This is a genomic window from Enterobacter cloacae complex sp. ECNIH7 (assembly GCF_002208095.1).
Taxonomy (GTDB): Bacteria; Pseudomonadota; Gammaproteobacteria; order Enterobacterales; family Enterobacteriaceae; genus Enterobacter; species Enterobacter cloacae_M.
This window is the reverse complement of the sequence record NZ_CP017990.1, coordinates 1,165,156-1,188,492: the sequence shown is the minus strand read 5'-3', so window position 1 is coordinate 1,188,492 and position 23,337 is coordinate 1,165,156. Positions and strand designations below refer to the sequence as shown.

Here is a 23,337-nt window from a genome sequence, read left to right as displayed (position 1 = left end):
AATCGTTCCCTCGCCCCTGAGGGCAGAGGGAAAATAGATTATGCAGGCGTAGGATCATCACCCTTAATGTCGCGCTTCACTTCCGTATGCTCATCACCTTTCTCGTTACGCAGGTGAACCTCAAGCTGGTTGAAGGCGATATTAATATCGTTTTCACGACACAGACGATCGATAGAGCGGTTAAGTTCATCCACCGTATAGCTGCGGTCGCGCAGCTCGCGCACGTATAAACGCAGCTCGTGATCCAGCGTGCTCGGCCCAAAGGTGGTGAAGAAGACCGCCGGAGCCGGATCGTGCATCACTTTCGGATGTTCTGACGCCGCCTTCAGCAGCACCTCTTTCACCTTCTCCAGATCCGATCCATAGGCTACGCCCAGGCGGATCACCACGCGCGTCACCGTATCGGAGAGCGACCAGTTGATCAGGCGCTCGGTCACGAACGCTTTGTTCGGGATGATCACCTCTTTGCGATCGAAGTCGGTGATGGTGGTGGCGCGAATACGGATCTTGCTGACCGTTCCCGAGAACGTGCCGATGGTGACGGTATCGCCGATTCGTACCGGACGTTCGAACAGGATGATCAGGCCGGACACGAAGTTACCGAAGATCTCCTGCAGGCCAAAACCAAGACCGACCGAGAGGGCCGCCGCCAGCCACTGCAGTTTATCCCACGAGACGCCAAGCGAGCCAAAGACCGTCATCGCCCCGACAATAATGATCACGTAGTTGAGGATCGTGGTAATGGCGTAGGACGCCCCCTGGCGAAGATTCAGACGTGACAGGAGCAGAACTTCGAGCAGGCCTGGCAGGTTGCGGATCAGCGCCCAGGCTACCACCGACGACACCAGCGCAAACAGCAGGCTGCCCATGGTCACGCTTTTCATGACCGCCGCGCCCGCTTCGGTACCGTTGTATTGCCAGAGGGTAATACTGTCGAGATAGGCGAAAACGGTAATAAGATCGGACCAGATAGCCCAGAACACCACCGCAAACAGGGCGATCATCACCAGCATGGTGATGCGCAGCGTCTGCTGGTTAACCTGCTCCAGCGCGATGGTCGGCTCTTCCTGCGGCTCCGCGCCTTCGGCCCCTTCTTTCACCTGATGCTGACGACGCGCGATAGCACGGCGATAGGCGATACGGCGAGCCGCCACGCTCAGGCCGCGCAGCACGGTCTGATAGAGCAGGTTCCAGACGATCACCAGATAGACCGTTTCAATCCAGCGCCCGGACAGGCGCAGCGTGGTATAGAAGTAGCCCGTTGCCGTCAGCACCATCAGCGCCAGCGGAATGATCGCCAGCACCGTTACGGTGGCCAGGCGAATATTGTGGGACTCTTTATCACGCCAGCTGTCGCGGCACATCGGCCACATCAGGATCGCAATCAGCAGCAGGTTCAGCAGGATGACCAGCTGGCCCAGCACGTCATCCATCAGGTGCAGCGGAGAAAGCTCAGAGACAACCGACCAGAAGTGCAGCGGCAGGAGCGCCAGGCTAATGCGCACAATCTGACGACGCCAGTGGCTGGTCAGCTGCGCTGGCATGTTGAAATGACGCACCGCCACGCCGTCTTTTTCCAGCACCTTCCAGCACACGCCAAACACCAGCCAGAACAGCGCCAGCTTTTTACTGAACGCCCACAGCAGATCGCTGACGTTGAGCTGCATGGTGAGCAGAATCAGGCCCACAGCCAGAATAATCAGGCACACCGGCAGAGCGCGGATGAGATCGATGAGAATCGCTTTTGGCGTATGGAGCTGGCTATCGTTGCGCAGCTGCCCCACTTCGGAGGCCAGCTTCGCCTGGTATTTTTTCAGCCAGCCCAGACGCCAGCGGATCAGGCCGGCAATCAGCAGCAGCGGTAAACCGGCCAGGAAAGCAATCATGACCGCAGGCCAGGCTTTCTCCCAGTTTACGGTGATCTTCATGCTCTTAATCTGCGTTTTCAGCGTCTCCGGGAAGGATTTGACCCAGTCCCAGTCCATCGGTTTATTGCTGTTCACCCAGAAAATCTGCTGGGTCAGGATCTCCTGCAGACTTTTCGAGACGCTCACCAGCTGCTGCTGGTTGATTTGCAGGTTAATGGCCATCATCAGCTGGTTGCCCAGCTGTTTGTTGAGCTGGTCCAGCAGCTCGCGACGCATATCGACGACCTGGAGCAGCGCGTCGTGCACTTCCGGGTTCACGTCGCTGGAATGCCCCTCTTCAATTTTGGCGACAAAGGCATCACTCTGGAAAAGGGCATCGCGCTGCTGGTTGACGTCAAACTGTTCCAGACGTAAATCCGCAATGCGGTTGGTCATGTCTTCCAGCTCATCGGCGGACGGGAGCGTCTGCTGCTGCTGGTAGAGAATACGCGACAGCAGGAGGCTGCCCTTCAGGACCGCAATCTGCTCTTTGATGTTGCGCTCAGCCTGCAGCGCGCGATCCAGCCAGTTCTTCACTTTGATATTTTGCTGAACCAGCGAGTTGCCGTTTTCCGTCGCCAGTATCAGGCGCTGGCTAAGCTGGTGGTTGGCCTCGAGCTCCTGTTTCACCAGCGGATTCGCCTGAATGCGGGCGGTTTCGTCAGGCGATACGGCCTCCTGGGCGGTTTTTTCCGTCAGGGTCAGGCGTTTGCTGTTTACCGCCTCCTGCAACAGCTGAAGCTGGTGTTCCAGGCGATTAATGTTCGCGGTGACGTAATCACGCTGTTTCTGAAGCGTGTCCTGCAGCACCGTATTACCTTCCAGGCTTTTACGCTGCTGTTCGATTTGCGCATTGAGCAAGGTCTGCTGAACCAGCAGCAGGCTTTGCTGCGTCGGGCGCAGCGTACCTTCGCCTACCGTCGTGCCGTTCAGACGGTTGCGGATCTGCTGCAGCTGCTGAGACGCGGCGTACATCGCGTTTTGCACGCGCTCGGGCTGGGTCTGCAGAGAGACAAGCTGGCTGTTATATGTTGCGAGATCCGACTGCGCGGTTTGCAGGTCGTCGAGCAGTTGTGCGACGCGGGACTCCAGCTGACGTAAGGAGAGCGTCGAGAGCGTCTTGCGCGTCTCGTCGTCGTTATCCACATCGCTGAGAGCATTCAGCGCTTCGGTGGCCTTACGCATGTTTTCAGGGGCCTGCGCCACCTTCTGGCGAAGCTGGACGGTTTCCGCTTTGATGCGTTCAATTTTATCCAGCGTTTCCAGCGTTTCCGTCAGATCCTGCTGGACGAGTTTCTCCTGAGGGGAGAGATCTTTTTGTTTGTTCAGCGTGTCGAGCTGCGACTGAACATCGCCGCGCGAGGGAATATCGTTGCTGTTATCGGCGCGGGCCCAGGTCAGCGGCGCCGTAGCGAAGAAAAACAGCATCGCAAAAAGCAATGCAAAAACAGGATGTTGCGAGCGATTGATGGGCAGCATAGTTGTGAATGATGTCAGAAGATGACCGAAAATAGTCCGGCGTGAAGAATATCACGCTCGCTGAAAGCAGAATAGCGCGAACGTTATCCTCTGAGATAAATCCTGGAAAGGGATCAGGCCGTTAGCGAAGGCGCGTCGCTGCGCAGCGTGGGGCAGAGCTGTAGCATTTCCAGTAAAATCGCCACGTAGCTGCGGGCTTCCTCTTTGAGGTCAAAGGATTGCGGCGCGAAAAGCCAGTTTTCCATCAGACCGGAAATGTAGCTGCGCATCAGGATTGCCGCCCGTCGGGTCAAGAGATTGGCCGGTAACAGTTTTGCCTGCATACAGAGGTTAAGATTCTGTTCAATACGATCATAGCTCTCCAGGCTAAGGCTGCGTTGCGCCTGCTGCACCACCGCCATCTCGCCCACAAACTCGCATTTATGAAAAATAATCTCCATCATTAATCTGCGACGTTCTTCAACTACCGTTGCTTCAAGGATATATACTAATATTTCTCTCAATACTGAGAGTGGATCGTCAGGGAATTTTGCCCGATACTCACTCTCGAGATCGCTAATGCTGGACTCTGAAAGCTCCCAGATTTCACTGAACAGATCTGACTTATCTTTAAAATGCCAGTAAATCGCTCCTCGCGTCACACCGGCAGCCTGAGCAATCTGCGCCAGCGAGGTGGATGAAACACCCTGCTGCGAGAACAAACGTATTGCCACATCCAGAATGTGTTGTCGGGTTTCCAGCGCTTGTTGTTTAGTTTTTCGTGCCATAGGTGGGTGAATTTACAGGAGTCAGATTTACATACATTTGTGAATGTATGTACCATAGCATGACGATAATATAAACGCAGCAATGGGTTTTTAGACTCAGGACCCTTGATCAATTTGAAATCGGACACTCGAGGTTTACATATGAACAAAAACAGAGGGTTAACGCCTCTGGCGGTCGTTCTGATGCTCTCAGGCAGCTTAGCGCTAACAGGATGTGACGACAAACCAGCTCAACAAGGAGCTCAGCAGGCGCCAGAAGTAGGCGTCGTGACGCTCAAATCTGAACCTCTACAAATCACCACCGAATTACCAGGCCGTACCAATGCTTACCGCATTGCGGAAGTGCGTCCTCAGGTTAGCGGCATTATCCTGAAGCGTAACTTCACCGAAGGCGGTGATGTGAAGGCCGGTGAGTCTCTGTATCAGATTGATCCAGCAACCTATCAGGCCTCTTATGAAAGTGCGAAAGGCGACCTGGCGAAAGCACAAGCCGCGGCCAAAATTGCTCAGCTGACGTTGAACCGCTACCAAAAGCTGCTCGGTACTAAGTACATCAGCCAACAGGATTACGATACCGCCCTGGCGGATGCACAGCAGGCTAACGCAGCCGTGGTGGCAGCCAAAGCGGCCGTCGAAACCGCGCGCATTAACCTGGCCTATACCAAAGTGACCTCCCCCATCAGCGGTCGTATTGGTAAATCTTCCGTCACGGAAGGGGCACTGGTGCAAAACGGGCAAACTACTGCGCTGGCGACCGTACAGCAGCTCGATCCGATCTACGTTGACGTGACGCAGTCCAGCAACGATTTCCTGCGCCTGAAACAGGAGCTGGCTAACGGCACCTTGAAACAGGAAAACGGCAAAGCCAAAGTGGAGCTGATTACCAACGACGGTATTAAGTTCCCGCAGGAAGGTACCCTGGAATTCTCTGACGTGACGGTCGACCAGACTACCGGTTCCATCACCTTACGTGCGATTTTCCCGAACCCTGACAAAAATCTGCTGCCAGGTATGTTCGTTCGCGCGCGTCTGGAAGAAGGAACGAATCCAACCGCACTTCTGGTTCCACAGCAGGGTGTCACCCGTACGCCACGCGGCGATGCGAGCGCGCTGGTTGTTGGGGCTGACGACAAAGTCGAAACGCGCAATATCACCGCCACCCAGGCGATTGGCGATAAATGGCTGGTGACGGAAGGTCTGAAAGATGGCGATCGCGTGATTGTTACTGGTTTGCAAAAAGTTCGTCCTGGCGCGCAGGTTAAAGCACAGGAAGTGAAATCTGACGATAAACAACAAGCTTCGGCCGCTGGCCGGTCAGAACAAACCAAGTCTTAACTTAAACAGGAGCCGTTAAGACATGCCTAATTTCTTTATCGATCGCCCCATATTTGCGTGGGTGATCGCCATTATCATCATGCTGGCCGGGGGACTTGCGATCCTGAAGCTGCCTGTCGCGCAATATCCAACGATTGCGCCACCGGCGGTGACAATTTCCGCAACCTACCCGGGGGCTGATGCGAAAACGGTGCAGGACACCGTTACCCAGGTTATCGAACAGAACATGAACGGTATCGATAACCTGATGTACATGTCCTCAAACAGTGACTCCACCGGTACGGTTCAGATCACCCTGACCTTCCAGTCAGGTACGGATGCTGACATTGCGCAGGTTCAGGTGCAGAACAAACTGCAGCTGGCGATGCCTTTACTGCCGCAGGAAGTACAACAGCAAGGTGTGAGCGTCGAGAAATCGTCCAGTAGCTTCCTGATGGTTGTCGGCGTTATCAACACCAACGGCACCATGACGCAGGAAGATATTTCTGACTACGTGGGCGCCAACATGAAGGACGCCATCAGCCGTACTTCCGGTGTGGGTGACGTGCAGCTGTTCGGTTCCCAGTACGCGATGCGTATCTGGATGGATCCGAACAAGCTGAACAACTTCCAGCTGACCCCGGTTGACGTGATCAGCGCGATTAAAGCGCAGAACGCCCAGGTGGCGGCCGGTCAGTTAGGCGGTACACCGCCGGTGAAAGGCCAGCAGCTTAACGCCTCGATCATCGCGCAGACCCGTCTGACCTCAGCCGATGAGTTCAGCAAAATTCTGCTGAAAGTGAATCAGGACGGTTCGCAGGTTCGCCTGCGTGACGTGGCAAAAGTTGAGCTGGGCGGTGAGAACTACGACATCATCGCGAAGTACAACGGCAAGCCGGCTTCCGGTCTGGGTATCAAACTGGCGACAGGCGCTAACGCCCTGGACACCGCCACGGCGATCCGCGCAGAGCTGAAGAGAATGGAACCGTTCTTCCCGTCAGGTCTGAAAATCGTTTACCCGTACGACACCACGCCGTTCGTCAAAATCTCGATTCATGAAGTGGTTAAGACGCTGATCGAAGCCATCATCCTGGTATTCCTGGTGATGTACCTGTTCCTGCAAAACTTCCGCGCGACGCTTATCCCAACGATTGCCGTGCCGGTTGTTCTGCTCGGGACCTTTGCGATCCTGTCGATATTTGGCTACTCGATAAACACCCTGACGATGTTCGGGATGGTGCTCGCCATCGGCCTGCTGGTGGATGACGCCATCGTCGTGGTCGAGAACGTCGAGCGTGTGATGGCAGAGGAAGGTCTGCCGCCGAAGGAAGCTACCCGTAAATCCATGGGTCAGATCCAGGGCGCGCTGGTCGGTATCGCGATGGTGCTGTCTGCGGTATTTATCCCGATGGCCTTCTTCGGAGGCTCTACCGGTGCGATTTACCGTCAGTTCTCCATTACCATCGTTTCCGCGATGGCCCTGTCGGTACTGGTGGCGTTGATCCTGACGCCAGCCCTGTGTGCCACCATGCTGAAGCCGATTCAGAAAGGCGGTCACGGCGAGCATAAAGGCTTCTTCGGCTGGTTTAACCGCATGTTTGACAAGAGCACGCACCACTACACCGACAGCGTGGGCAACATCCTGCGCAGCACCGGTCGTTACCTGCTGCTCTATATCATCATCGTGGTGGGCATGGCCTACCTGTTTGTTCGTCTGCCAAGCTCCTTCCTGCCGGACGAAGATCAGGGCGTGTTCCTGAGTATGGCTCAGCTTCCGGCGGGTGCGTCGCAAGAGCGTACCCAGAAAGTGCTGGATGAGATGACCGATTACTACCTCACCAAAGAGAAAGCCAACGTTGAATCCGTGTTTGCGGTTAACGGCTTTGGCTTTGCGGGTCGCGGTCAGAACACCGGTATTGCCTTCGTCTCTCTGAAGGACTGGTCTGAACGTCCGGGCAAAGAGAACAAGGTTGAAGCCATCACCGGCCGTGCAATGGGCACCTTCTCGCAGATTAAAGATGCGATGGTATTCGCCTTTAACCTGCCAGCGATTGTTGAACTGGGTACCGCAACCGGCTTCGACTTCCAGCTGATCGACCAGGGCGGTCTGGGTCACGAAAAACTGACGCAGGCGCGTAACCAGCTGTTTGGTGAAGTCGCTAAACACCCTGACCTGCTGGTCGGCGTGCGTCCAAACGGCTTGGAAGATACGCCACAGTACAAAATCGATATCGATCAGGAGAAAGCCCAGGCGCTGGGCGTATCCATCAGTGATATCAATACCACGCTGGGCGCAGCCTGGGGCGGTAGCTACGTTAACGACTTCATCGACCGCGGTCGTGTGAAGAAAGTGTACGTGATGTCCGAGGCGCAGTACCGTATGCTGCCGAACGATATTAACAACTGGTACGTTCGCGGCAGCAATGGTCAGATGGTACCGTTCTCGGCGTTCTCAACCTCACGCTGGGAATACGGTTCACCGCGTCTGGAACGCTATAACGGTCTGCCATCGATGGAGATCCTGGGTCAGGCTGCTCCGGGCCGAAGCACCGGTGAAGCCATGAACCTCATGGAAGAGCTGGCAAGCAAGCTGCCTGCGGGTATCGGCTACGACTGGACCGGTATGTCCTATCAGGAACGTCTGTCCGGTAACCAGGCCCCTGCCCTGTACGCCATTTCACTGATTGTGGTCTTCCTGTGTCTGGCGGCACTGTACGAGAGCTGGTCGATTCCGTTCTCCGTTATGCTGGTAGTTCCACTCGGGGTTATCGGTGCGCTGCTTGCGGCAACGTTCCGTGGACTGACCAACGACGTGTACTTCCAGGTAGGCCTGCTGACAACCATTGGCTTGTCGGCGAAGAACGCGATACTTATCGTTGAATTCGCCAAAGATCTGATGGAGAAAGAAGGCAAAGGTCTTATTGAGGCGACGCTTGAGGCGGTTCGTATGCGTCTGCGCCCAATCCTGATGACGTCGCTGGCGTTTATCCTCGGCGTACTGCCGCTGGTTATCAGCTCCGGTGCGGGTTCCGGCGCGCAGAATGCGGTAGGTACAGGCGTTATGGGTGGGATGATCACCGCGACCGTACTGGCTATCTTCTTCGTACCGGTGTTCTTCGTGGTGGTTCGCCGCCGCTTCAGCCGTAAAAATGAAGATATTGAGCACAGTCATTCGGTAGAACCTCACTGATACCGGTTCCACATGATAAAAAGGCCGCATTAGCGGCCTTTTTCATTTTCAGAAAAAATCATAAATTACGCTTATTGTGGCTCTATTTATTTTCTGCCATCTTAAATAGACATATCATAATTAACTGATACCTTAATCGGTGAATTCAGGATTTTTTTAATTTCATTTCCCCGCTTAAAGTATTAGGAATATTCCTAATAAGAAGTTCTTACAAAGATAAGTCTGAATCTGAACTTTTCTCATCATTTTTGCTAAGCCGATGAAACGTAAGGAAGCGATAAAAGCCCGTCGTTAATTTGGATAAAAACGTTGAGTCCAGGGTGACCATTTGCGTACACGCTCCCAGCCTGCGGATTTTATTTGTAATTTTTCGTAATAGCGCGGTGAAATCCAGGAAGGAGTGGCTTATAGTTAGGTTATCAGGAACACAGCACTCATGTAGCTAAGTCAGTTGTATCCATCCCGACAATGATGTTCGGTGAGTAAGAAATCACTCAGAAGGGGATGCGCTATGGACGAGTACTCGCCAAAAAGGCATGATATCGCGCAGTTGAAATTTCTCTGCGAATCCTTGTACCATGACTGCCTTGCCAATCTTGATGAAAGCAACCATGGCTGGGTAAACGACCCAACGTCTGCCATCAATTTACAGTTGAATGAGCTGATAGAGCATATCGCAACCTTCGCACTTAATTATAAAATTAAGTACAATGAAGATAATAAGCTCATTGAGCAAATTGATGAATACCTGGACGACACCTTTATGTTGTTCAGCAGTTACGGCATTAACGCTCAGGATTTGCAAAAATGGCGTAAATCGGGAAATCGGCTATTCCGCTGTTTCGTCAACGTGAGCAGAGCTAACCCGGTGAGTCTTTCCTGTTAAAATTATTACAATTACTAAGGTGAATTTATGTCTGATAAACCACTCACAAAAATCGATTATTTGATGCGCTTACGACGTTGTCAGTCAATTGACACGCTCGAGCGCGTCATTGAAAAGAATAAATACGAGCTTTCTGATAATGAACTGGCGGTATTTTATTCAGCCGCTGACCATCGTCTTGCTGAACTGACAATGAATAAGCTGTATGACAAAATCCCTACTTCTGTGTGGAAATTTGTCCGTTAATCTTTGAAGGGTGTCTGTAGAGTTCTACGCCTCGTTCTGAGTATTTACCTGTCCCGTTATGCTCCCTGTGCGTAAGCCAGGTCTCCGTATAAAACGTGTTCATCAGCAGCAATGTTGTGACGACAGTCACAACGGCTTTTCGGGAACGTTCCCCTTCTGGCCTGTTCCGATTACCCTGCGGTAATAACATCCAGAGAGGTTTCCAATGAGCTTAGAAAAACAGAAAATGATTGCCGGTGAACATTACCGCCCCGGCGATGAGACGTTACGGGCTGACCGACTGCGGGCCCGCCATCTGGTTTACCGCTATAACCACACCGCGCCTGATGAAAAAACAGAACGACAGAACATTCTGGCGGAACTTCTGGGACAAAGCGCAGGAGCTTATATTGAGCCGAGCTTCCGCTGCGACTACGGATATAACATTTATCTGGGCAAAAACTTTTATGCAAACTTCGACTGCGTGATGCTGGATGTCTGCCCTGTTCATATTGGCGATAACTGCATGCTCGCGCCGGGTGTTCATATTTATACGGCTACCCATCCCCTGGACGCGGAAGAACGAAACAGCGGCGTGGAATTTGGAAAACCTGTCAATATTGGCAATAACGTCTGGATTGGTGGCCGGGCGGTCATTAACCCCGGCGTCACCATTGGTGATAATGTGGTGGTGGCCTCCGGCGCCGTCGTGACGAAAGACGTCCCGGCTAACGTCGTCGTTGGCGGCAACCCGGCAAAAATCATCAAAACGCTGTGAGGTTGCGGGGAGTCAACTGTTATAGTCTTTTAGCACCAGACTGTTACTTTTTTCAGCCTGATGGCTCCCCTAAAATTGGCAGACACCCTGTATTGTCAACTCTCATGAAGGCAAAAAATGACCGAGATACAGCGCCTGCTTACCGCCACCATCGACGATCTCAACCTCCGCGAAAAGCGCGACAATCGCCCGCGCTTTAGCATTAGCTTTATTCGCAAACATCCTGGACTGTTTGTCGCCATGTATGCCGCGTGGCTGGCGACGCTGATTGTGATGCTGAAGTCCGAAACGCTGGTGGACTCCGTCTGGCTGCTGGTTGTACTGTTTGTCGTCTTTAACGCCTTTTTCTTTTTCGACGTGAATCCGCGCTACCGTTACGAAGATATCGACGTGCTCGATTTTCGGGTCTGCTATAACGGCGAATGGTACAACACGCGTTACGTGCCAGAAGAGCTGATCGAAAACATTATGCACTCTCCGGCGGTTGAAGCCGGGCAAAAAGAGAAGCTGCAGAAAATGGTCTCCACCAAAGGCCAGCTCTCTTTCTATGATGTTTTTACCCTTTCCCGCCCTGCTGCTGCGTAATTAACGCCTGCAGGCGTCGGATCCCCGGCGTAAACTGAGAAGCAGAGGTATTGCCGTAACCTAAAACCAGACCGGTTTGCCCCTGCTTCACCTCCAGGTAGTACCCGCTCAGCGCAGCGGGTGCCAGCTGAAACGCCCTCGCCTGCTCCACCAGCCTCTGGTCGTCAATACCGTCTATCGCCAGCGTCAGATGCATTCCACCTTCGCCAGCCAGAATGCGGTGCGGAGAATAAAGCTCTGCGCACAGCACCTCACGCAGCTGGCGGTAGCGCTTACGGTAGAGCCGACGCATGGCGGCAAGATGACGGGCGTAATGACCTTCTTCAATAAACAGCGCCAGGGTACGCTGCTCTGCACGATGCCCCCCGCGCAACAGCGAGCCGATGGCCGGGCGAGCCGCTTTCGCCAGCGCTGGCGGTAACACCATGAACCCCATTCTGAGCGATGGAAAAAGCGTTTTACTGAACGTACCCAGATACACAACGGGCGCATTATTGACCATTCCCAGCATCGCCGGTACGGGCTCACCGGCATAGCGGAACTCGCTGTCGTAATCGTCTTCAATGATCCACGCGTTGTGCTGCCGGGCCAGCTCCAGCAGCGCCAGCCGCCGCCGCGCGCTGAGCACGCTCCCGCAAGGGAACTGATGCGAAGGTGAGGTAAAAATCAGTGAAGGAGCGGGCGCATCCAGCCCTTCCCAGCACATTCCCTCGTCATCTACCGGTATTCCCGTCATTGCCAGGCCGGTTTTAACAAACGCACTCTTTGCCCCGCTATAGCCGGGGTTTTCTACCCAGGCGACATCGCCAGGCTCGCTTAACAGCATTGTGCAGAGATTGACGCCCTCAAGCGCTCCTTCGGTTATCACTATCTGGCTGGCGTCGCAGTCGATACCGCGAGACAGGGCGAGATGCCGGGCAATCGCGGCCCGCAGCGACGGCTCGCCGGCCGGGTCGCCATAGCCTAACAGGGCACTCCCCTCCTCGCGCAGGACGCGATCGTACAATCGCCGCCACAGCGGCAAGGGGAAATAGTTAATAGCAGGCGTTCCCGGCGTAAACGCCATCACCGGGGTGTCGCGCGGCACGGGCGCGGACAGCAGGGCGACCCGTTTTGTCAGCCTGACGTCAGGATCCGGCAATGCCCGGGCAATCGTACGATGAGCGAATTGCCCCACCCGCGTACCCTGACGGTTACGCAGCAAATAGCCTTCGAGCGCGAGCTGGTCCAGCGCCGCATTGACGGTGTTTAGGGAAACCGAGATCTGCTGCGCCAGCGTTCGCGAACCGGGCAGCTGGCTGCCGGACCGAAGCCTTCCGCCCAGTATGGCCTCCCGCAAAGCGAGATAGAGCGCGCGCTGGAGCGTCTCTTGCCCACGCTTTTTCAGCGCAGCATGGAGCAAAGCGTAAAGCTCATCACCCGGTATATTCATCTTCCCTCCTTGTGGTACCAGAAAAACATAGCCTGGTGGTTCTTTTTAAGGAACCAGCAATTCACTAATCTGGAGATCTTTTCAACGTCACAGAAATAAAGATGAATACATTCAATGCGTTTGGGCAGCCCGTAGGTGAAGCCCTTATCGACTGGCAGCCTCGTCAGCACCCGTCCCGGGTGGTCCTTCAGGGTCACTATTGTCGGCTTGAGCCGCTGCGCGTGGAGCATGCCCACGCGTTGTTCTCCGCCTATTCCCTGGCCGAAGATACCCGCAGCTGGACGTGGCTGCTGCGTGAACCCGATGCCACCGCAGAGGAGTTTGCCGAATGGGTGGCGAGCGTAAGTGAGTTATCCGATCCCATCCACTTTACCGTTATGGATAACCGGACCCAGTCTCCTGTCGGTACGCTTTCCCTGATGCGGATCGATCCTAAAAACGGGGTCGTGGAAGTGGGGCACGTTCACTTCTCTCCTCTGTTAAGCCGCACGCCAGGGTCGACAGAAGCGCAGTATCTGCTGATGCGGTACGTGTTCGATACCCTGGGGTACCGGCGCTATGAGTGGAAGTGCAATAGCCTGAACGAGCCTTCCCGCAAAGCGGCGCTGCGTCTGGGCTTTCAGTTTGAGGGGCGCTTTCGTCAGGCGCTGGTCATAAAAGGCCGTAACCGGGATACCGACTGGTTTTCGATTCTCGACAAAGAGTGGCCAGCGCTGGCTAACGCCTTTGAAAGCTGGCTTGCCACCGACAATTTTACTGCCGATGGCAAACAGAAAAGATCCCTGGAAAGCTGGCGAGAAACGCGCGTTTAGCGTCTTTTTTTACGTCCCTGAACCGCCTTAAAGCGCGGATTAGATTTGCAAATCACGTATAAGCGTCCCTTGCGTTTGACTATCTGGCAATCCGGGTGACGCTGCTTTGCACTGCGTAATGAGTTAAGTACCTGCATGGTTAGCCCCGCTTCGCATTGAGAAAACCGCCAAAACGCTTGCGGAAGCGCGCTGCGCTGCCGTCCGTGGAGAACGTTTTCTGCTTACCGGTATAAAACGGGTGCGATTTTGAAGAAACCTCGATGGTGATGTACGGATACGTTTCACCGTCGAGTTCAATTTCGCGGTCGGTTTTAATGGTTGAGCCGACTTTAAAGTATTCATTAGCGCTAGTATCGTGGAATACCACGGTGCGATAGGCTGGGTGGATATCGGGTTTCATCGTAAATCCTTTATGTTTTGTTATAACATAACAAAATAATATCCAGGCGAGGTTGAAAAAACAACCCCTCTCTTCTGACGATAATTTCTCGTTTGCCTGAGATAAAATGAAAACCATGTCAACCTCGTGCTATAACTATATCATTTCGCGGTAAAATCTTTCTCTTCAGGCAGGGAACTCAATGCCCAGGAACGGGTATACGAGGAAGGACACGACAGCATGAAAACCCGACATCTGGTCAGTCTGGTGACTGGCGTACTTATCTTTTCTGTGCTGGTCCCCATCTGCCTGAGCATCTGGCTGGCCCATCGCCAGGCGGAAGATAAATTCGCCGATGCGCTGGATAACTATGCCTCACGCGTGCTGGTACGTACCGACAGGGTTGTGGATCAGGCAAAAGAAGCACTCGATCACCTGCAGGCCTTTGAGGGAGTGCCGTGTAGCCCCTTGCAATTGCGGGAAATGCGCCGGGTCGCTTTCTCGTGGCGATATGTCCAGGAAGTGATTTATATCGACAACCTTCGACCGCTCTGCTCCTCCCTGGAGCAAACCAGCCATGCGGCCCCTTTCCCCCCTCCGATGCGTATTACCGAAGATGGTTACAGCGCGTGGCTGACCACGCAAAACGATCTTGGGTTTAACCGCTACATGACGGTGCTGGGAAAAGGCCACTACCTTGTCATGATCGATCCTGCCTCGCTGGTGGACGTGATCCCTTTCGGCGAGATAGCGATTGATGCCGCCCTGGTAGGAAGCACAACGCACCGCATATTCGCCAGCAGCAGTAAGCTTGATTCTCACATCCGCGACATGGTTCAGGAGCGGGGTGTGAAAAGCGTGCAGTACAACGGTTCAATGTACGTCATGAAGTCTGTACCTGAGCTTGGATTTACCGTCGTCGCATGGGCAACGCTCAAACCGCTCGCTGAAACCTGGCACCGGCAGCTTCTTTTCTGGTTACCGTTCGGCATGTTGATAAGCCTGCTCGCCGCACTGTTTGTCCTGCGGATCCTGCGGCGTATCCAGTCGCCGCGCAATCGCCTGCTGGATGCCATTCACAGCCGGGATTTTGTGGTTAACTATCAGCCCATCGTGGCACTCTGTAGCGGAAAAATCGTGGGCGCAGAAGCGCTGACGCGCTGGCCCCAGCCGGACGGAAGTAGCCTCTCGCCGGATATTTTTGTCCCCCTTGCCGAGCAAACGGGGCTTATTTCGCAGCTGACGCAGCTCGTCATCGAAAAGGTGTTTGAAGATATGGGCCACTGGCTACAACGCTATCCGGATCAGCATATCTCCATTAACCTCGCCCCTGCCGATTTAACCTCCGGCATCCTGCCGCCTCTGCTGAGTCAGCTCCTGAATAAGTGGCAAATCCATCCCCGACAAATCGCCCTTGAGCTCACCGAGCGCGGCTTTGCCGATCCCAAAATTAGCGCACCGGCTATCGCCGCATTCCGTCGTTCGGGCCACCCTGTCTATATTGATGATTTTGGCACGGGCTATTCCAGCCTGAGCTATCTGCAGGATCTGGACGTCGACACGCTAAAAATTGATAAATCGTTCGTGGATGCATTGGAGTATAAAAACGTGACGCCGCACATCATTGAAATAGCGAAGTCGCTGAAGCTGGCGATGGTAGCGGAGGGCGTCGAAACCGCAGGACAGCTCGCCTGGCTACACCGCCACGGCGTGCAGTACGGTCAGGGATGGTTTTACAGTAAAGCGCTGCCAAAGACGGAATTTATTCTTTGGGCGGAAAATAACCTCGGCATGCATTCTACTTAAGATAGGATTTCATCACCCGCAACACCACGCCAAGATCGGCTTCACGCTGCGCTTCTTCAGGCTCTTTCACCACATGATCGGTTAAATGCCCTTCGATCACCTGCATCATCATGCCATTGACCGCCCCGCGGATCGCCGCCAGCTGCTGTAACACCTCGGCGCATTCGTGATCGCTGTTGAGCATTTTTTCCAGCGCGGTGCTCTGCCCCTGAATTTTCTTCAGGCGAGTCAGTAACATCTTCTTGTCGCGAACGGTATGTGACATCTCTGTATTCCTTATTTTTTGGCTTTTAAAGCATATCACGCTCTACTCCCCCTGAGTATTTTTCTACTGGGGGGTAGTATTGAGCTACTGGGGGGGAGTAGTATCTCCGCACGCTTTCCACTCCGGAATTTCCCATGACCGATTTTGCTTCACTTCTTCAGCAGGGCAATGCCTGGCTGTTTGTTCCCAGCGCTATCCTGCTCGGTGCGCTACATGGCCTGGAACCGGGCCATTCAAAAACAATGATGGCCGCCTTTATTGTTGCCATCCGCGGCACGCTGAAACAGGCGGTGTTGCTCGGCCTGGCGGCCACGCTCTCCCATACGGCGGTGGTCTGGCTCGTTGCGATGGCGGGATTATGGTTTGGTCGTGGCTGGGATGCGCACACGTCCGAACCCTGGTTCCAGCTGTTCTCCGGAGTGCTGATCGTTGCAATCGCCCTGTGGATGGCGTGGCGAACCTGGAAAGAAAGCCAGCCGCACGATCATCATCATCACGATCATGATCACCACCACCATGACCATGACCATAACCATGACCATGACCATGACCACCATCATGATCATCATCCTCACCATGAACACTCGCTGGTTGAAGAAGAGTGGCAGGACGCCCACCAGCGCGCTCACGCGCAGGATATTAACCGGCGCTTCAGCGGTCAAAATGTCACCACCGGACAGATCGTGATGTTTGGCCTGACCGGCGGGCTTATCCCCTGTCCGGCGTCCATCACCGTGCTACTGATCTGCCTGCAGCTGAAGCATTTCGCCCTCGGCGCGACGCTGGTGTTCAGCTTCAGTATTGGTCTGGCGTTAACGCTGGTCGCTTCCGGCGCGATTGCCGCCTTAAGCCTCAAGCACGCGACCAAACGCTGGCCCGGGTTTAGCGAATTCTCCCGTAAAGCGCCGTGGATCTCCGCTGCGCTGATTACCGTAGTAGGGATTTACATGAGCCTGCATGGCCTGAGCGGCATTCTGGCGTAAGACTGCGGCCACGCTCTGTGGCCGCATCTTCATGGTCAGTTAAGGGTTCTGCTGCCAGCTGAAGGTATAGCGAAGCTGACGTGTCTGCAGGATGAATTCCGGCGATACGCTGGGGCTCCAGGAGTCGTCGCCGCCCACGCCCATATGGAACGCATCGAGGTTGAGCCAGCATCCCGGCTCTTCCCGCAGCAGATGATGATGGGTGGTCTCACGCAGCTGCTGCTGGCCGTAGCGGCTCACCGAGAAATGGAACCGGCCGTTCAGCTGATGCGTTCCCACCACAAGCTCCCGGGTATCGCAGCGCAAACCATTTTCCGTCGGGAATATATACGGCGTGTGCATGTCTGCAAGAGGTAATGTCCAGCGACCCTGCTGCGCCGCCAGCTTTCTGTCCGGGTAGTTTTCATGCGGCCCCAGACCCAGCCAGTGAACGTTTTCCGGCGTTTCGGCAAGATGAACGCTCAGGCCAACGCGCGCGGGTTCAGGAATATCAGACGCAACATCAATCTGAATATCGCCATGCAGAACGCCCCTATCGTCCACCCGCCAGACTTTACGACTCAGGAACAGCGCCTTGCCGCGATACTCAAGCGCGTGCTGGGTTGTGACCACCACCTCGCCTGCGTGCTGCTCAGCCTCACAGTGCAGCACGCGCGGGGTGAGATCGTACATGCCCGCCGCTTTCCAGCGTTCAACCCAGGCGTTCGGATCGATCTGCGTCGCTTCACTCACGCCAATGTCGTTATCCAGCGGCGCGCGGCTGACGTTGTCCGTCAGAGGTGAAAGGAGCGTTTCAACGCCGTTTCGCCACCACTGGGACAGGTTTCCGGTTGCGCGATCGAACTGCCAGCGCTGTTGACGATGGGCGATCTCCAGGATGCGATCGGTTTGCGTTAACACTGGAGGCTCGCCCGCCGGGACTGGCGGAGCAATAAAGAGCGGAGCCGGAAGCGGCCACTGCTCCCACGCGCAGCGATGGTCTGCCGGCGCCCACGGCGTTGCCCGCGGCTGGCGTACCTCAACGTTCAGCCAGATCTCACCCGGCCCGGCGTTCAGCGCCGGCAGGTCAATCTCCAGACGCTGGGTGCCTTCAGGCGCCATCGAGAGCGTCACCTCGCCCGCGGCCAGCACGTCCCCGTCCCGGGCAACCGTCCAGTTCAGCACTTCGTTATCGGTGTGGCGGAACAGGTAGCCGCTTTGCACCTCAATCACCAGCGGAGAGGTGCTGACCCGCGTAAAGGTAAAGAACTGCTGCGCGCGCTGCGCCTCGTACAGCGCCGGGTGCGGCGTGCGATCGGGGAACACCAGCCCGTTAAGACAGAACTGCCGATCGTTCGGCTTATCGCCGAAGTCTCCGCCGTAGGCCCAGAACGCGTCGCCCTTTTCGTCCCGTTTCGTCAGGGCCTGATCGACCCAGTCCCAGACAAACCCGCCCTGCAGGCGAGGATGGCTGCGAAACGCTTCCCAGTATTTCGCAAACCCGCCGAAGCTATTTCCCATCGCGTGGGCGTATTCACAGAGGATCAGCGGGCGCGTTTCGTCCGGCATGCCGATCCATTTCTTGATTGACCATTTAGGCACAGCCGGGAAGGGCTGATCCCGATCGACCCGGGCGTACATCGGACAGACAATATCGGTCGCCGCCGTGTTCGCGCCGCCGCCTTCATACTGCACCGGGCGCGTAGGATCGGTGGTTTTCAGCCAGCGGTACAGCGCATCGTGGTTCGCGCCGTGGCCCGACTCATTGCCCAGAGACCAGATGATAACCGAAGGATGATTACGATCGCGCTGCACCATGCGGGTCACCCGCTCGCTCATGGCGGGCAGCCAGCGCGGATCGTCAGCAAGGCGGCTCATCGGCACCATGCCGTGCGTTTCGATATTGGCTTCGTCAACGACGTACAGCCCGTAGCGGTCGCAAAGCCGGTACCACATGGGATGGTTCGGGTAGTGCGAGCAGCGCACGGCGTTGAAGTTGTGCTGCTTCATGATTTCGATATCGCGGCGCATGGTCGCTTCGTCCATCACCTGGCCGTTTTCCGGGTGATGTTCGTGCCGGTTAACCCCGCGGATCAGCAGCGGTTTACCGTTAAGCTTCAGCAGGCCATTGCTAATCTCAACGCGGCGGAAGCCCACGTCGCACGCCTCAACCTCCAGCACCTCACCCTGCGGGTTAAGAAGCGCAATCGTCAGGCGATACAGTTCTGGCGTTTCAGCGCTCCAGAGCGCGGGCTGGTCAACGGGGATCGCCGCCGTTAAGCGCTCTGCCCAGCTGCCGCGCTCGTCGACGATGGCCGATCCTGGACGCCGGGAAACGCTGGCGCATTTTTCACCCGTGCGCCACAGGGTCATGACCACCTCGCCGTCCGCAAAGCCAGCGCCTGCCAGCGCGACATCCACCTTCAGCACCGCGCGGTCCAGCTCCGCATTCAGGTCCGTCACCACGTGATAATCGGCAATCTGCGTCTCCGGTTTATGCAGCAAGGTCACATCGCGGAAGATGCCGCTCATGCGCCACATGTCCTGATCTTCCAGATAGCTGCCGTCGCACCAGCGCAATACCATGACCGCCAGGCGGTTCTGCCCGGGGCGTAATGCCGCCGAGAGGTCAAATTCAGCGGGCAATCGGCTGTCCTGGGAATAGCCCATCCACTGACCGTTGCACCACAGATGGAACGCCGAGTTCACGCCGTCGAAGATGATGCGGGTCTGCCCGCTCTGAAGCCAGGCATTATCCACCTCAAATGTGAGCGAGTAACAACCGGTCGGGTTTTCCTGCGGCACGAAAGGCGGGTTAACGGGAATGGGATAGGTGACATTGGTATAGATGGGCGTGTCGAACCCCTGCATCTGCCAGTTAGACGGCACGGGCATCGCAACGGCATCTGCGCAATCTTCGGTCACCCATTCCTGAGGAACCCGCTCCGGCGCAGAAAAATAGCTAAACCGCCATAGCCCGTTGAGAGAGTGCCTGCTGGCGGATCCAGCGTCCTCTCTGGCAGAGGGCTCATTGCGCCAGCTGTGCAACGGCGCGTGTGCGGCCAGACGATTCCACTGGGTGACGCCAGGATTTTCCCAGTCCCGACGGGCCAGAATGGCGCTGAGGGTCAGCGGTGAAGTGGTGGACATAATAACCTCTTTGCGAAGCGCTCACAATTTTGGTTAACATGCCCTGGTACCAGGCAACGGTAAAGCGTTCAATCGCGGGGTAGCGAGTCCGATCACAAAGTTTTATTTGCGGGCAATCTGCTCGGCAAGGAGTGCAAGGCTTCTGAGCTGCTGCGCCAGATCCTCGCGTTCAGCCTGCTTAGGGTTGCGCCGCGCGCTGGAATGACGGGTAACCAGCGTCACCGGCAGCTGAACCTGCCGGCACGCTTCGCCCCCGGAAGGTGCCAGCAGCCACTCCACGCTGCGTTCGCCCGCCTCGCGAAACGCCTGACGAATGGTCGTCAGCGGCGGGGAGAACCAGGCGCTGTCGGCCGTATCGTCAAACCCAACAACCGAAAGCTGGCCAGGGATCGCGATACCTTTTTCCGCGCAGGCGCGCATCACCCCGAGCGCCATCTGATCGTTCGCCACCAGAATCGCATCCGGTAATGCCGCCGCAGCCAGCAGCACATGTCCCTTCTCATAACCGCTGGCCGCGCTCCAGTCACCGTAGGCCACAGCCGCCGCGTTAAGACCCGCCTGCGCCAGCGTCGCTTTCCAGCCCGCCAGGCGCGCCCGCGCAGAGACCGAGCTTTCCGGCCCGCTCAGCAGGGCAATGCGCTGGTGCCCCAGCGAAAGCAGATGCTCAACGCCCAGACGCGCCCCCTGCTCCGCGTTAAACACGAGGCTGTTTACCCGCGCTGAGGGCGCCACATCGAGGAACAGCACCGGGACGGGTGACGCCAGCGCCCTGAGTTCTTCAGCGTGCGGATCGTCAAGCGGCACATTCACCAGCAGCGCGTCCACCCGCTGTGCCAGCAGCGTCTGAAGCGCGGCCTGACACTGCCGGGGTTGCTCCACCATGGAAATCAGGACGCTCGCCCCCTGTTCCGCCGCACGCGATTTGACCGCCGACACAATTTGCGAAGGCGCGTGCAGGGCCAGGTCGGTGGTGATGAGGCCCAGCGTACGGGTGCGTTTCCCCGCCAGCTGCTGCGCCCGAAGGTTAGGAACGTAGTGCAGCTCCGCCATCGCCTGCTGCACCTTTTCTCGCGTGCGGGCAGACACATGTTCCGCGTCGTTAATGACGCGGGAAACGGTCTGATAAGAAACCCCCGCAAGGAGGGCGACATCATAGAGAGTGATTGCTTTCATGCTTTCTGGCATCGCGCTTTTCGAAGCGTCTATTCTGGCACAGCGACGCCGTTAAAACATGTGAGCGCTTCGCAAAATTAAACAACCCGCTCCGGCTGCGGTATTTCCGCAATGCGTGGCTTCTGGCGGAACCAGGGCAGACAGAGCTGGATAAGCGAGCCAATGGTCAGGGCATACAGTACGGTTCCCACCCCAAACGTGCCGCCAAGCACGCACCCAATCAGCAGAACGGACACCTCAATTGAGGTACGCACGCTGCGAATGGACCACCCCAGCCGGGCGTGAATGCCTGTCATCAGGCCGTCGCGCGGGCCAGGCCCGAAACCGGCCCCGATGTACATGCTGGTCGCAATCGCGTTCATCACGATGCCCGACACCAGGAAAGCGATTCGAACGGCTAGCGAATCCAGTTCCGGGATAAGCGCCATGCTGGCGTCCGCCGCCAGACCGATACAAATCACGTTGCTGATCGTGCCAAGGCCCGGCATCTGGCGCAGCGGGATCCACAGCAGCAGCACCGCAGCGCCGGTCACAATGATTACCGTCCCGATAGTCATCCCCAGCTGCATCCCCACCCCGAGGTGAAACACATCCCAGGGATCGACACCCAAATCGGAACGAATAAACATCGCGGTGGAAAGGCCATACAGTCCTAAACCGACATAGAGTTGTAGCAGACGACGTACCATTTTTATCTTCTCCAGTGAACCAGGCTTTCATCCTGACCTAAAATGGCACTATGATTAATGTCCAGTTTTCAAATAGTGGACTGCATATGTCATCACGTCGTTTCGGAAGTCAGTCTCTGGTACGCCTTTTAGGCCACTGGCAGCAAGCCTCATCCCGCACCCCGCTCTGGCGACAGCTGGCCGACGCGCTGCGTTTGTTAATCCTCGATGGACGTCTGGCTTTGAATACGCGTCTACCGGGCGAGCGTGAGCTGGCCTCCGCGCTGGACGTGAGCCGAACCACCGTCAGCAGCGCCCTCGCCCACCTGCGTGAAGAAGGGTACCTTGAAAGCCGCCACGGCAGCGGGTCACGGGTCATTCTCCCTGACACGCGCGCCGTTCCTACCCTTTCAGCGGCGAGCGCCGCACTGGATCTCTCCACTGCCGCCCTGAATGCCGGGCCGGAGATCCATCAGGCTTATACCCATGCGCTCACGGCCATTACCCCGCATCTCTCGCTGACGGGCTACGATCAGCTTGGGCTGCCGACGCTGCGGGAGGCCATCGCTGCGCGCTACACCGCGCGGGGTCTTCCCACCCGCGCAGATGAAGTGATGGTGGTCAATGGTGCCGTCAGCGGCTTTGCGCTGGTACTGCGGATGATGACCGGGCCGGGGGACCGCGTCGTGGTCGATCATCCCACCTATCCGCTGGCGATTGCCGCCATTCAGGGGGCGCAATGTCGGCCAGTCGGGGTGTCGCTGCCGGAAACCGGCTGGGATACGGATGGCTTTGCCGCAACGCTTGCCCAGACGGCGCCGCGCCTGGCCTACCTGATGCCAGATTTTCATAATCCGACCGGGCGCTGTATGGATATCGCCACCCGTCAGGCCATCACGGATATTGCAGCCCAAACCCGCACGGCGCTGGTGGTGGATGAAACGATGGTGGATCTCTGGTTTGATGCGCCTCCCCCGCCGCCGCTGGCCGCCTTTAACCCGCAGGCCACCGTCATCACCTTAGGCTCTGCCGGTAAAAGCTTCTGGGGCGGGCTGCGTCTCGGCTGGATCCGCGCCTCATCGCGCATCATCGCCACGCTTGCCCAGACGCGGGATACCCTGGATTTAGGCTCGCCGCTGCTGGAACAGCTGGCAATGCAGTGGCTCATTAACAACAGCGAGACGTTTCTGCCCGCCCGTCGGAAGATGCTGGCAGAACGGCGCGATCGCTGTGGTGAGCTGCTGCGTGAACATTTCCCGGAGTGGAAATTCCACGAGGCGGAAGGCGGGCTCTCTTACTGGATAGAGCTCCCGGGCATGCTGGCGACACAGCTTGCCGCACGGGCAGAAATAATCGGGATTAACCTGGGAACCGGGACGCGATTTGGTTTATCAGGGGCGTTTGACCGCTATTTACGTATGCCCTTCTCGCTGGAATCGACAGAGCTTGAGCAGGCGTTACTGAGGATCAAACCGTTATGGCTCGCCCTGAATAAAAACGTGCCATCGTTAAAACGCAGCGTGATCTAATATTAAAATATTTGAAGCAGATCATAAAAT

The 23,337-nt window shown here is 56.2% G+C and carries 19 protein-coding genes; 10 read left to right on the top strand and 9 right to left on the bottom strand.

Going from position 1 to position 23,337, the window contains the following annotated elements; translation table 11 throughout:
• Nucleotides 1-38: 38 nt before the first annotated feature.
• A complete protein-coding gene (mscK, locus tag WM95_RS05725) occupies nucleotides 39-3,386 on the bottom strand; it encodes a mechanosensitive channel MscK (protein WP_063409375.1) in 3,348 nt (1,115 codons plus the stop codon).
• A 113-nt stretch (nucleotides 3,387-3,499) separates the two neighbouring features.
• Nucleotides 3,500-4,153 carry a multidrug efflux transporter transcriptional repressor AcrR gene (acrR, locus tag WM95_RS05720; protein ID WP_023310602.1) on the bottom strand — a complete coding sequence of 218 codons (654 nt, stop codon included), beginning with the start codon at nucleotides 4,151-4,153 and terminating at the stop codon, nucleotides 3,500-3,502.
• 141 nt (nucleotides 4,154-4,294) lie between these two features.
• Between acrR and acrA the strand changes: the two genes are divergently transcribed.
• From acrA to WM95_RS05690, 6 genes are all read left to right on the top strand, one after another.
• Nucleotides 4,295-5,488 carry a multidrug efflux RND transporter periplasmic adaptor subunit AcrA gene (gene acrA / locus WM95_RS05715; RefSeq protein WP_063409376.1) on the top strand — a complete coding sequence of 398 codons (1,194 nt, stop codon included), beginning with the start codon at nucleotides 4,295-4,297 and terminating at the stop codon, nucleotides 5,486-5,488.
• Between the two features lie 22 nt (nucleotides 5,489-5,510).
• Nucleotides 5,511-8,657, top strand: a complete 3,147-nt coding sequence (gene acrB / locus WM95_RS05710; protein WP_045356435.1) for a multidrug efflux RND transporter permease subunit AcrB — start codon at nucleotides 5,511-5,513, stop codon at nucleotides 8,655-8,657.
• 511 nt (nucleotides 8,658-9,168) lie between these two features.
• Nucleotides 9,169-9,543: an Hha toxicity modulator TomB gene (gene tomB, locus WM95_RS05705; protein WP_008499288.1), complete on the top strand. Its 375-nt coding sequence runs from the start codon at nucleotides 9,169-9,171 to the stop codon at nucleotides 9,541-9,543.
• A 27-nt stretch (nucleotides 9,544-9,570) separates the two neighbouring features.
• Entirely contained in the window at nucleotides 9,571-9,789 is a 219-nt protein-coding gene (locus WM95_RS05700) for an HHA domain-containing protein (protein WP_008499287.1), read from the top strand.
• A gap of 205 nt (nucleotides 9,790-9,994) precedes the next feature.
• Complete coding sequence (gene maa / locus WM95_RS05695; RefSeq protein WP_023310599.1) at nucleotides 9,995-10,546, top strand: maltose O-acetyltransferase; 552 nt, start codon at nucleotides 9,995-9,997, stop codon at nucleotides 10,544-10,546.
• 117 nt (nucleotides 10,547-10,663) lie between these two features.
• Entirely contained in the window at nucleotides 10,664-11,131 is a 468-nt protein-coding gene (locus WM95_RS05690; RefSeq protein ID WP_023310598.1) for a YlaC family protein, read from the top strand.
• On the opposite strand, the gene pdxR is transcribed toward WM95_RS05690, so the two are convergent.
• A complete protein-coding gene (gene pdxR, locus WM95_RS05685; protein ID WP_063409378.1) occupies nucleotides 11,103-12,563 on the bottom strand; it encodes a MocR-like pyridoxine biosynthesis transcription factor PdxR in 1,461 nt (486 codons plus the stop codon). The genes WM95_RS05690 and pdxR overlap by 29 nt on opposite strands.
• 101 nt (nucleotides 12,564-12,664) lie before the next feature.
• Here pdxR and WM95_RS05680 point away from each other — a divergent pair, with 101 nt between their 5' ends.
• Nucleotides 12,665-13,375: a GNAT family N-acetyltransferase gene (locus tag WM95_RS05680; RefSeq protein ID WP_023310596.1), complete on the top strand. Its 711-nt coding sequence runs from the start codon at nucleotides 12,665-12,667 to the stop codon at nucleotides 13,373-13,375.
• On the opposite strand, the gene ykgO is transcribed toward WM95_RS05680, so the two are convergent.
• A complete protein-coding gene (gene ykgO / locus WM95_RS05675; RefSeq protein WP_003859006.1) occupies nucleotides 13,372-13,512 on the bottom strand; it encodes a type B 50S ribosomal protein L36 in 141 nt (46 codons plus the stop codon). The two genes, WM95_RS05680 and ykgO, sit on opposite strands and share 4 nt — an antisense overlap.
• A gap of 2 nt (nucleotides 13,513-13,514) precedes the next feature.
• Nucleotides 13,515-13,775: a type B 50S ribosomal protein L31 gene (locus WM95_RS05670; protein WP_010428154.1), complete on the bottom strand. Its 261-nt coding sequence runs from the start codon at nucleotides 13,773-13,775 to the stop codon at nucleotides 13,515-13,517.
• A 219-nt stretch (nucleotides 13,776-13,994) separates the two neighbouring features.
• Between WM95_RS05670 and WM95_RS05665 the strand changes: the two genes are divergently transcribed.
• Nucleotides 13,995-15,560, top strand: a complete 1,566-nt coding sequence (locus tag WM95_RS05665; RefSeq protein WP_063409380.1) for an EAL domain-containing protein — start codon at nucleotides 13,995-13,997, stop codon at nucleotides 15,558-15,560.
• Here the strand turns inward: WM95_RS05665 and WM95_RS05660 are convergent.
• Nucleotides 15,553-15,825, bottom strand: a complete 273-nt coding sequence (locus tag WM95_RS05660; protein WP_023310594.1) for a metal-sensing transcriptional repressor — start codon at nucleotides 15,823-15,825, stop codon at nucleotides 15,553-15,555. The genes WM95_RS05665 and WM95_RS05660 overlap by 8 nt on opposite strands.
• A gap of 134 nt (nucleotides 15,826-15,959) precedes the next feature.
• Between WM95_RS05660 and WM95_RS05655 the strand changes: the two genes are divergently transcribed.
• Complete coding sequence (locus WM95_RS05655; protein WP_063409381.1) at nucleotides 15,960-16,808, top strand: nickel/cobalt efflux protein RcnA; 849 nt, start codon at nucleotides 15,960-15,962, stop codon at nucleotides 16,806-16,808.
• Between the two features lie 39 nt (nucleotides 16,809-16,847).
• Here the strand turns inward: WM95_RS05655 and WM95_RS05650 are convergent, their stop codons facing one another.
• The 3 genes from WM95_RS05650 to yczE all read right to left on the bottom strand — a co-directional run bounded on the left by WM95_RS05650 (nucleotide 16,848) and on the right by yczE (nucleotide 21,799).
• Nucleotides 16,848-19,937, bottom strand: coding sequence for a beta-galactosidase (locus WM95_RS05650; RefSeq protein WP_088544661.1), 3,090 nt, complete (start codon nucleotides 19,935-19,937; stop codon nucleotides 16,848-16,850).
• A gap of 102 nt (nucleotides 19,938-20,039) precedes the next feature.
• Nucleotides 20,040-21,110 (bottom strand): LacI family DNA-binding transcriptional regulator, encoded by a 1,071-nt coding sequence (locus WM95_RS05645; protein WP_063409826.1) that lies wholly within the window; start codon nucleotides 21,108-21,110, stop codon nucleotides 20,040-20,042.
• A 77-nt stretch (nucleotides 21,111-21,187) separates the two neighbouring features.
• Complete coding sequence (gene yczE, locus WM95_RS05640; RefSeq protein WP_063409825.1) at nucleotides 21,188-21,799, bottom strand: membrane protein YczE; 612 nt, start codon at nucleotides 21,797-21,799, stop codon at nucleotides 21,188-21,190.
• 86 nt (nucleotides 21,800-21,885) lie between these two features.
• Here yczE and yczR point away from each other — a divergent pair, with 86 nt between their 5' ends.
• Nucleotides 21,886-23,307 (top strand): MocR-like transcription factor YczR, encoded by a 1,422-nt coding sequence (yczR, locus tag WM95_RS05635; RefSeq protein WP_063409824.1) that lies wholly within the window; start codon nucleotides 21,886-21,888, stop codon nucleotides 23,305-23,307.
• Nucleotides 23,308-23,337: the final 30 nt, after the last annotated feature.

Coding starts and splice junctions, on each gene's coding strand:
- pdxR (WP_063409378.1), bottom strand. CDS start 12,563: ATGAATATACCGGGTGATGAGCTTTACGCTTTGCTCCATGCTGCGCTG.
- yczR (WP_063409824.1), top strand. CDS start 21,886: ATGTCATCACGTCGTTTCGGAAGTCAGTCTCTGGTACGCCTTTTAGGC.
- WM95_RS05645 (WP_063409826.1), bottom strand. CDS start 21,110: ATGAAAGCAATCACTCTCTATGATGTCGCCCTCCTTGCGGGGGTTTCT.
- WM95_RS05670 (WP_010428154.1), bottom strand. CDS start 13,775: ATGAAACCCGATATCCACCCAGCCTATCGCACCGTGGTATTCCACGAT.
- WM95_RS05655 (WP_063409381.1), top strand. CDS start 15,960: ATGACCGATTTTGCTTCACTTCTTCAGCAGGGCAATGCCTGGCTGTTT.
- WM95_RS05690 (WP_023310598.1), top strand. CDS start 10,664: ATGACCGAGATACAGCGCCTGCTTACCGCCACCATCGACGATCTCAAC.
- WM95_RS05650 (WP_088544661.1), bottom strand. CDS start 19,937: ATGTCCACCACTTCACCGCTGACCCTCAGCGCCATTCTGGCCCGTCGG.
- acrB (WP_045356435.1), top strand. CDS start 5,511: ATGCCTAATTTCTTTATCGATCGCCCCATATTTGCGTGGGTGATCGCC.
- tomB (WP_008499288.1), top strand. CDS start 9,169: ATGGACGAGTACTCGCCAAAAAGGCATGATATCGCGCAGTTGAAATTT.
- acrR (WP_023310602.1), bottom strand. CDS start 4,153: ATGGCACGAAAAACTAAACAACAAGCGCTGGAAACCCGACAACACATT.
- maa (WP_023310599.1), top strand. CDS start 9,995: ATGAGCTTAGAAAAACAGAAAATGATTGCCGGTGAACATTACCGCCCC.
- WM95_RS05665 (WP_063409380.1), top strand. CDS start 13,995: ATGAAAACCCGACATCTGGTCAGTCTGGTGACTGGCGTACTTATCTTT.
- WM95_RS05700 (WP_008499287.1), top strand. CDS start 9,571: ATGTCTGATAAACCACTCACAAAAATCGATTATTTGATGCGCTTACGA.
- WM95_RS05660 (WP_023310594.1), bottom strand. CDS start 15,825: ATGTCACATACCGTTCGCGACAAGAAGATGTTACTGACTCGCCTGAAG.
- yczE (WP_063409825.1), bottom strand. CDS start 21,799: ATGGTACGTCGTCTGCTACAACTCTATGTCGGTTTAGGACTGTATGGC.
- WM95_RS05680 (WP_023310596.1), top strand. CDS start 12,665: ATGAATACATTCAATGCGTTTGGGCAGCCCGTAGGTGAAGCCCTTATC.
- acrA (WP_063409376.1), top strand. CDS start 4,295: ATGAACAAAAACAGAGGGTTAACGCCTCTGGCGGTCGTTCTGATGCTC.
- mscK (WP_063409375.1), bottom strand. CDS start 3,386: ATGCTGCCCATCAATCGCTCGCAACATCCTGTTTTTGCATTGCTTTTT.
- ykgO (WP_003859006.1), bottom strand. CDS start 13,512: ATGCAGGTACTTAACTCATTACGCAGTGCAAAGCAGCGTCACCCGGAT.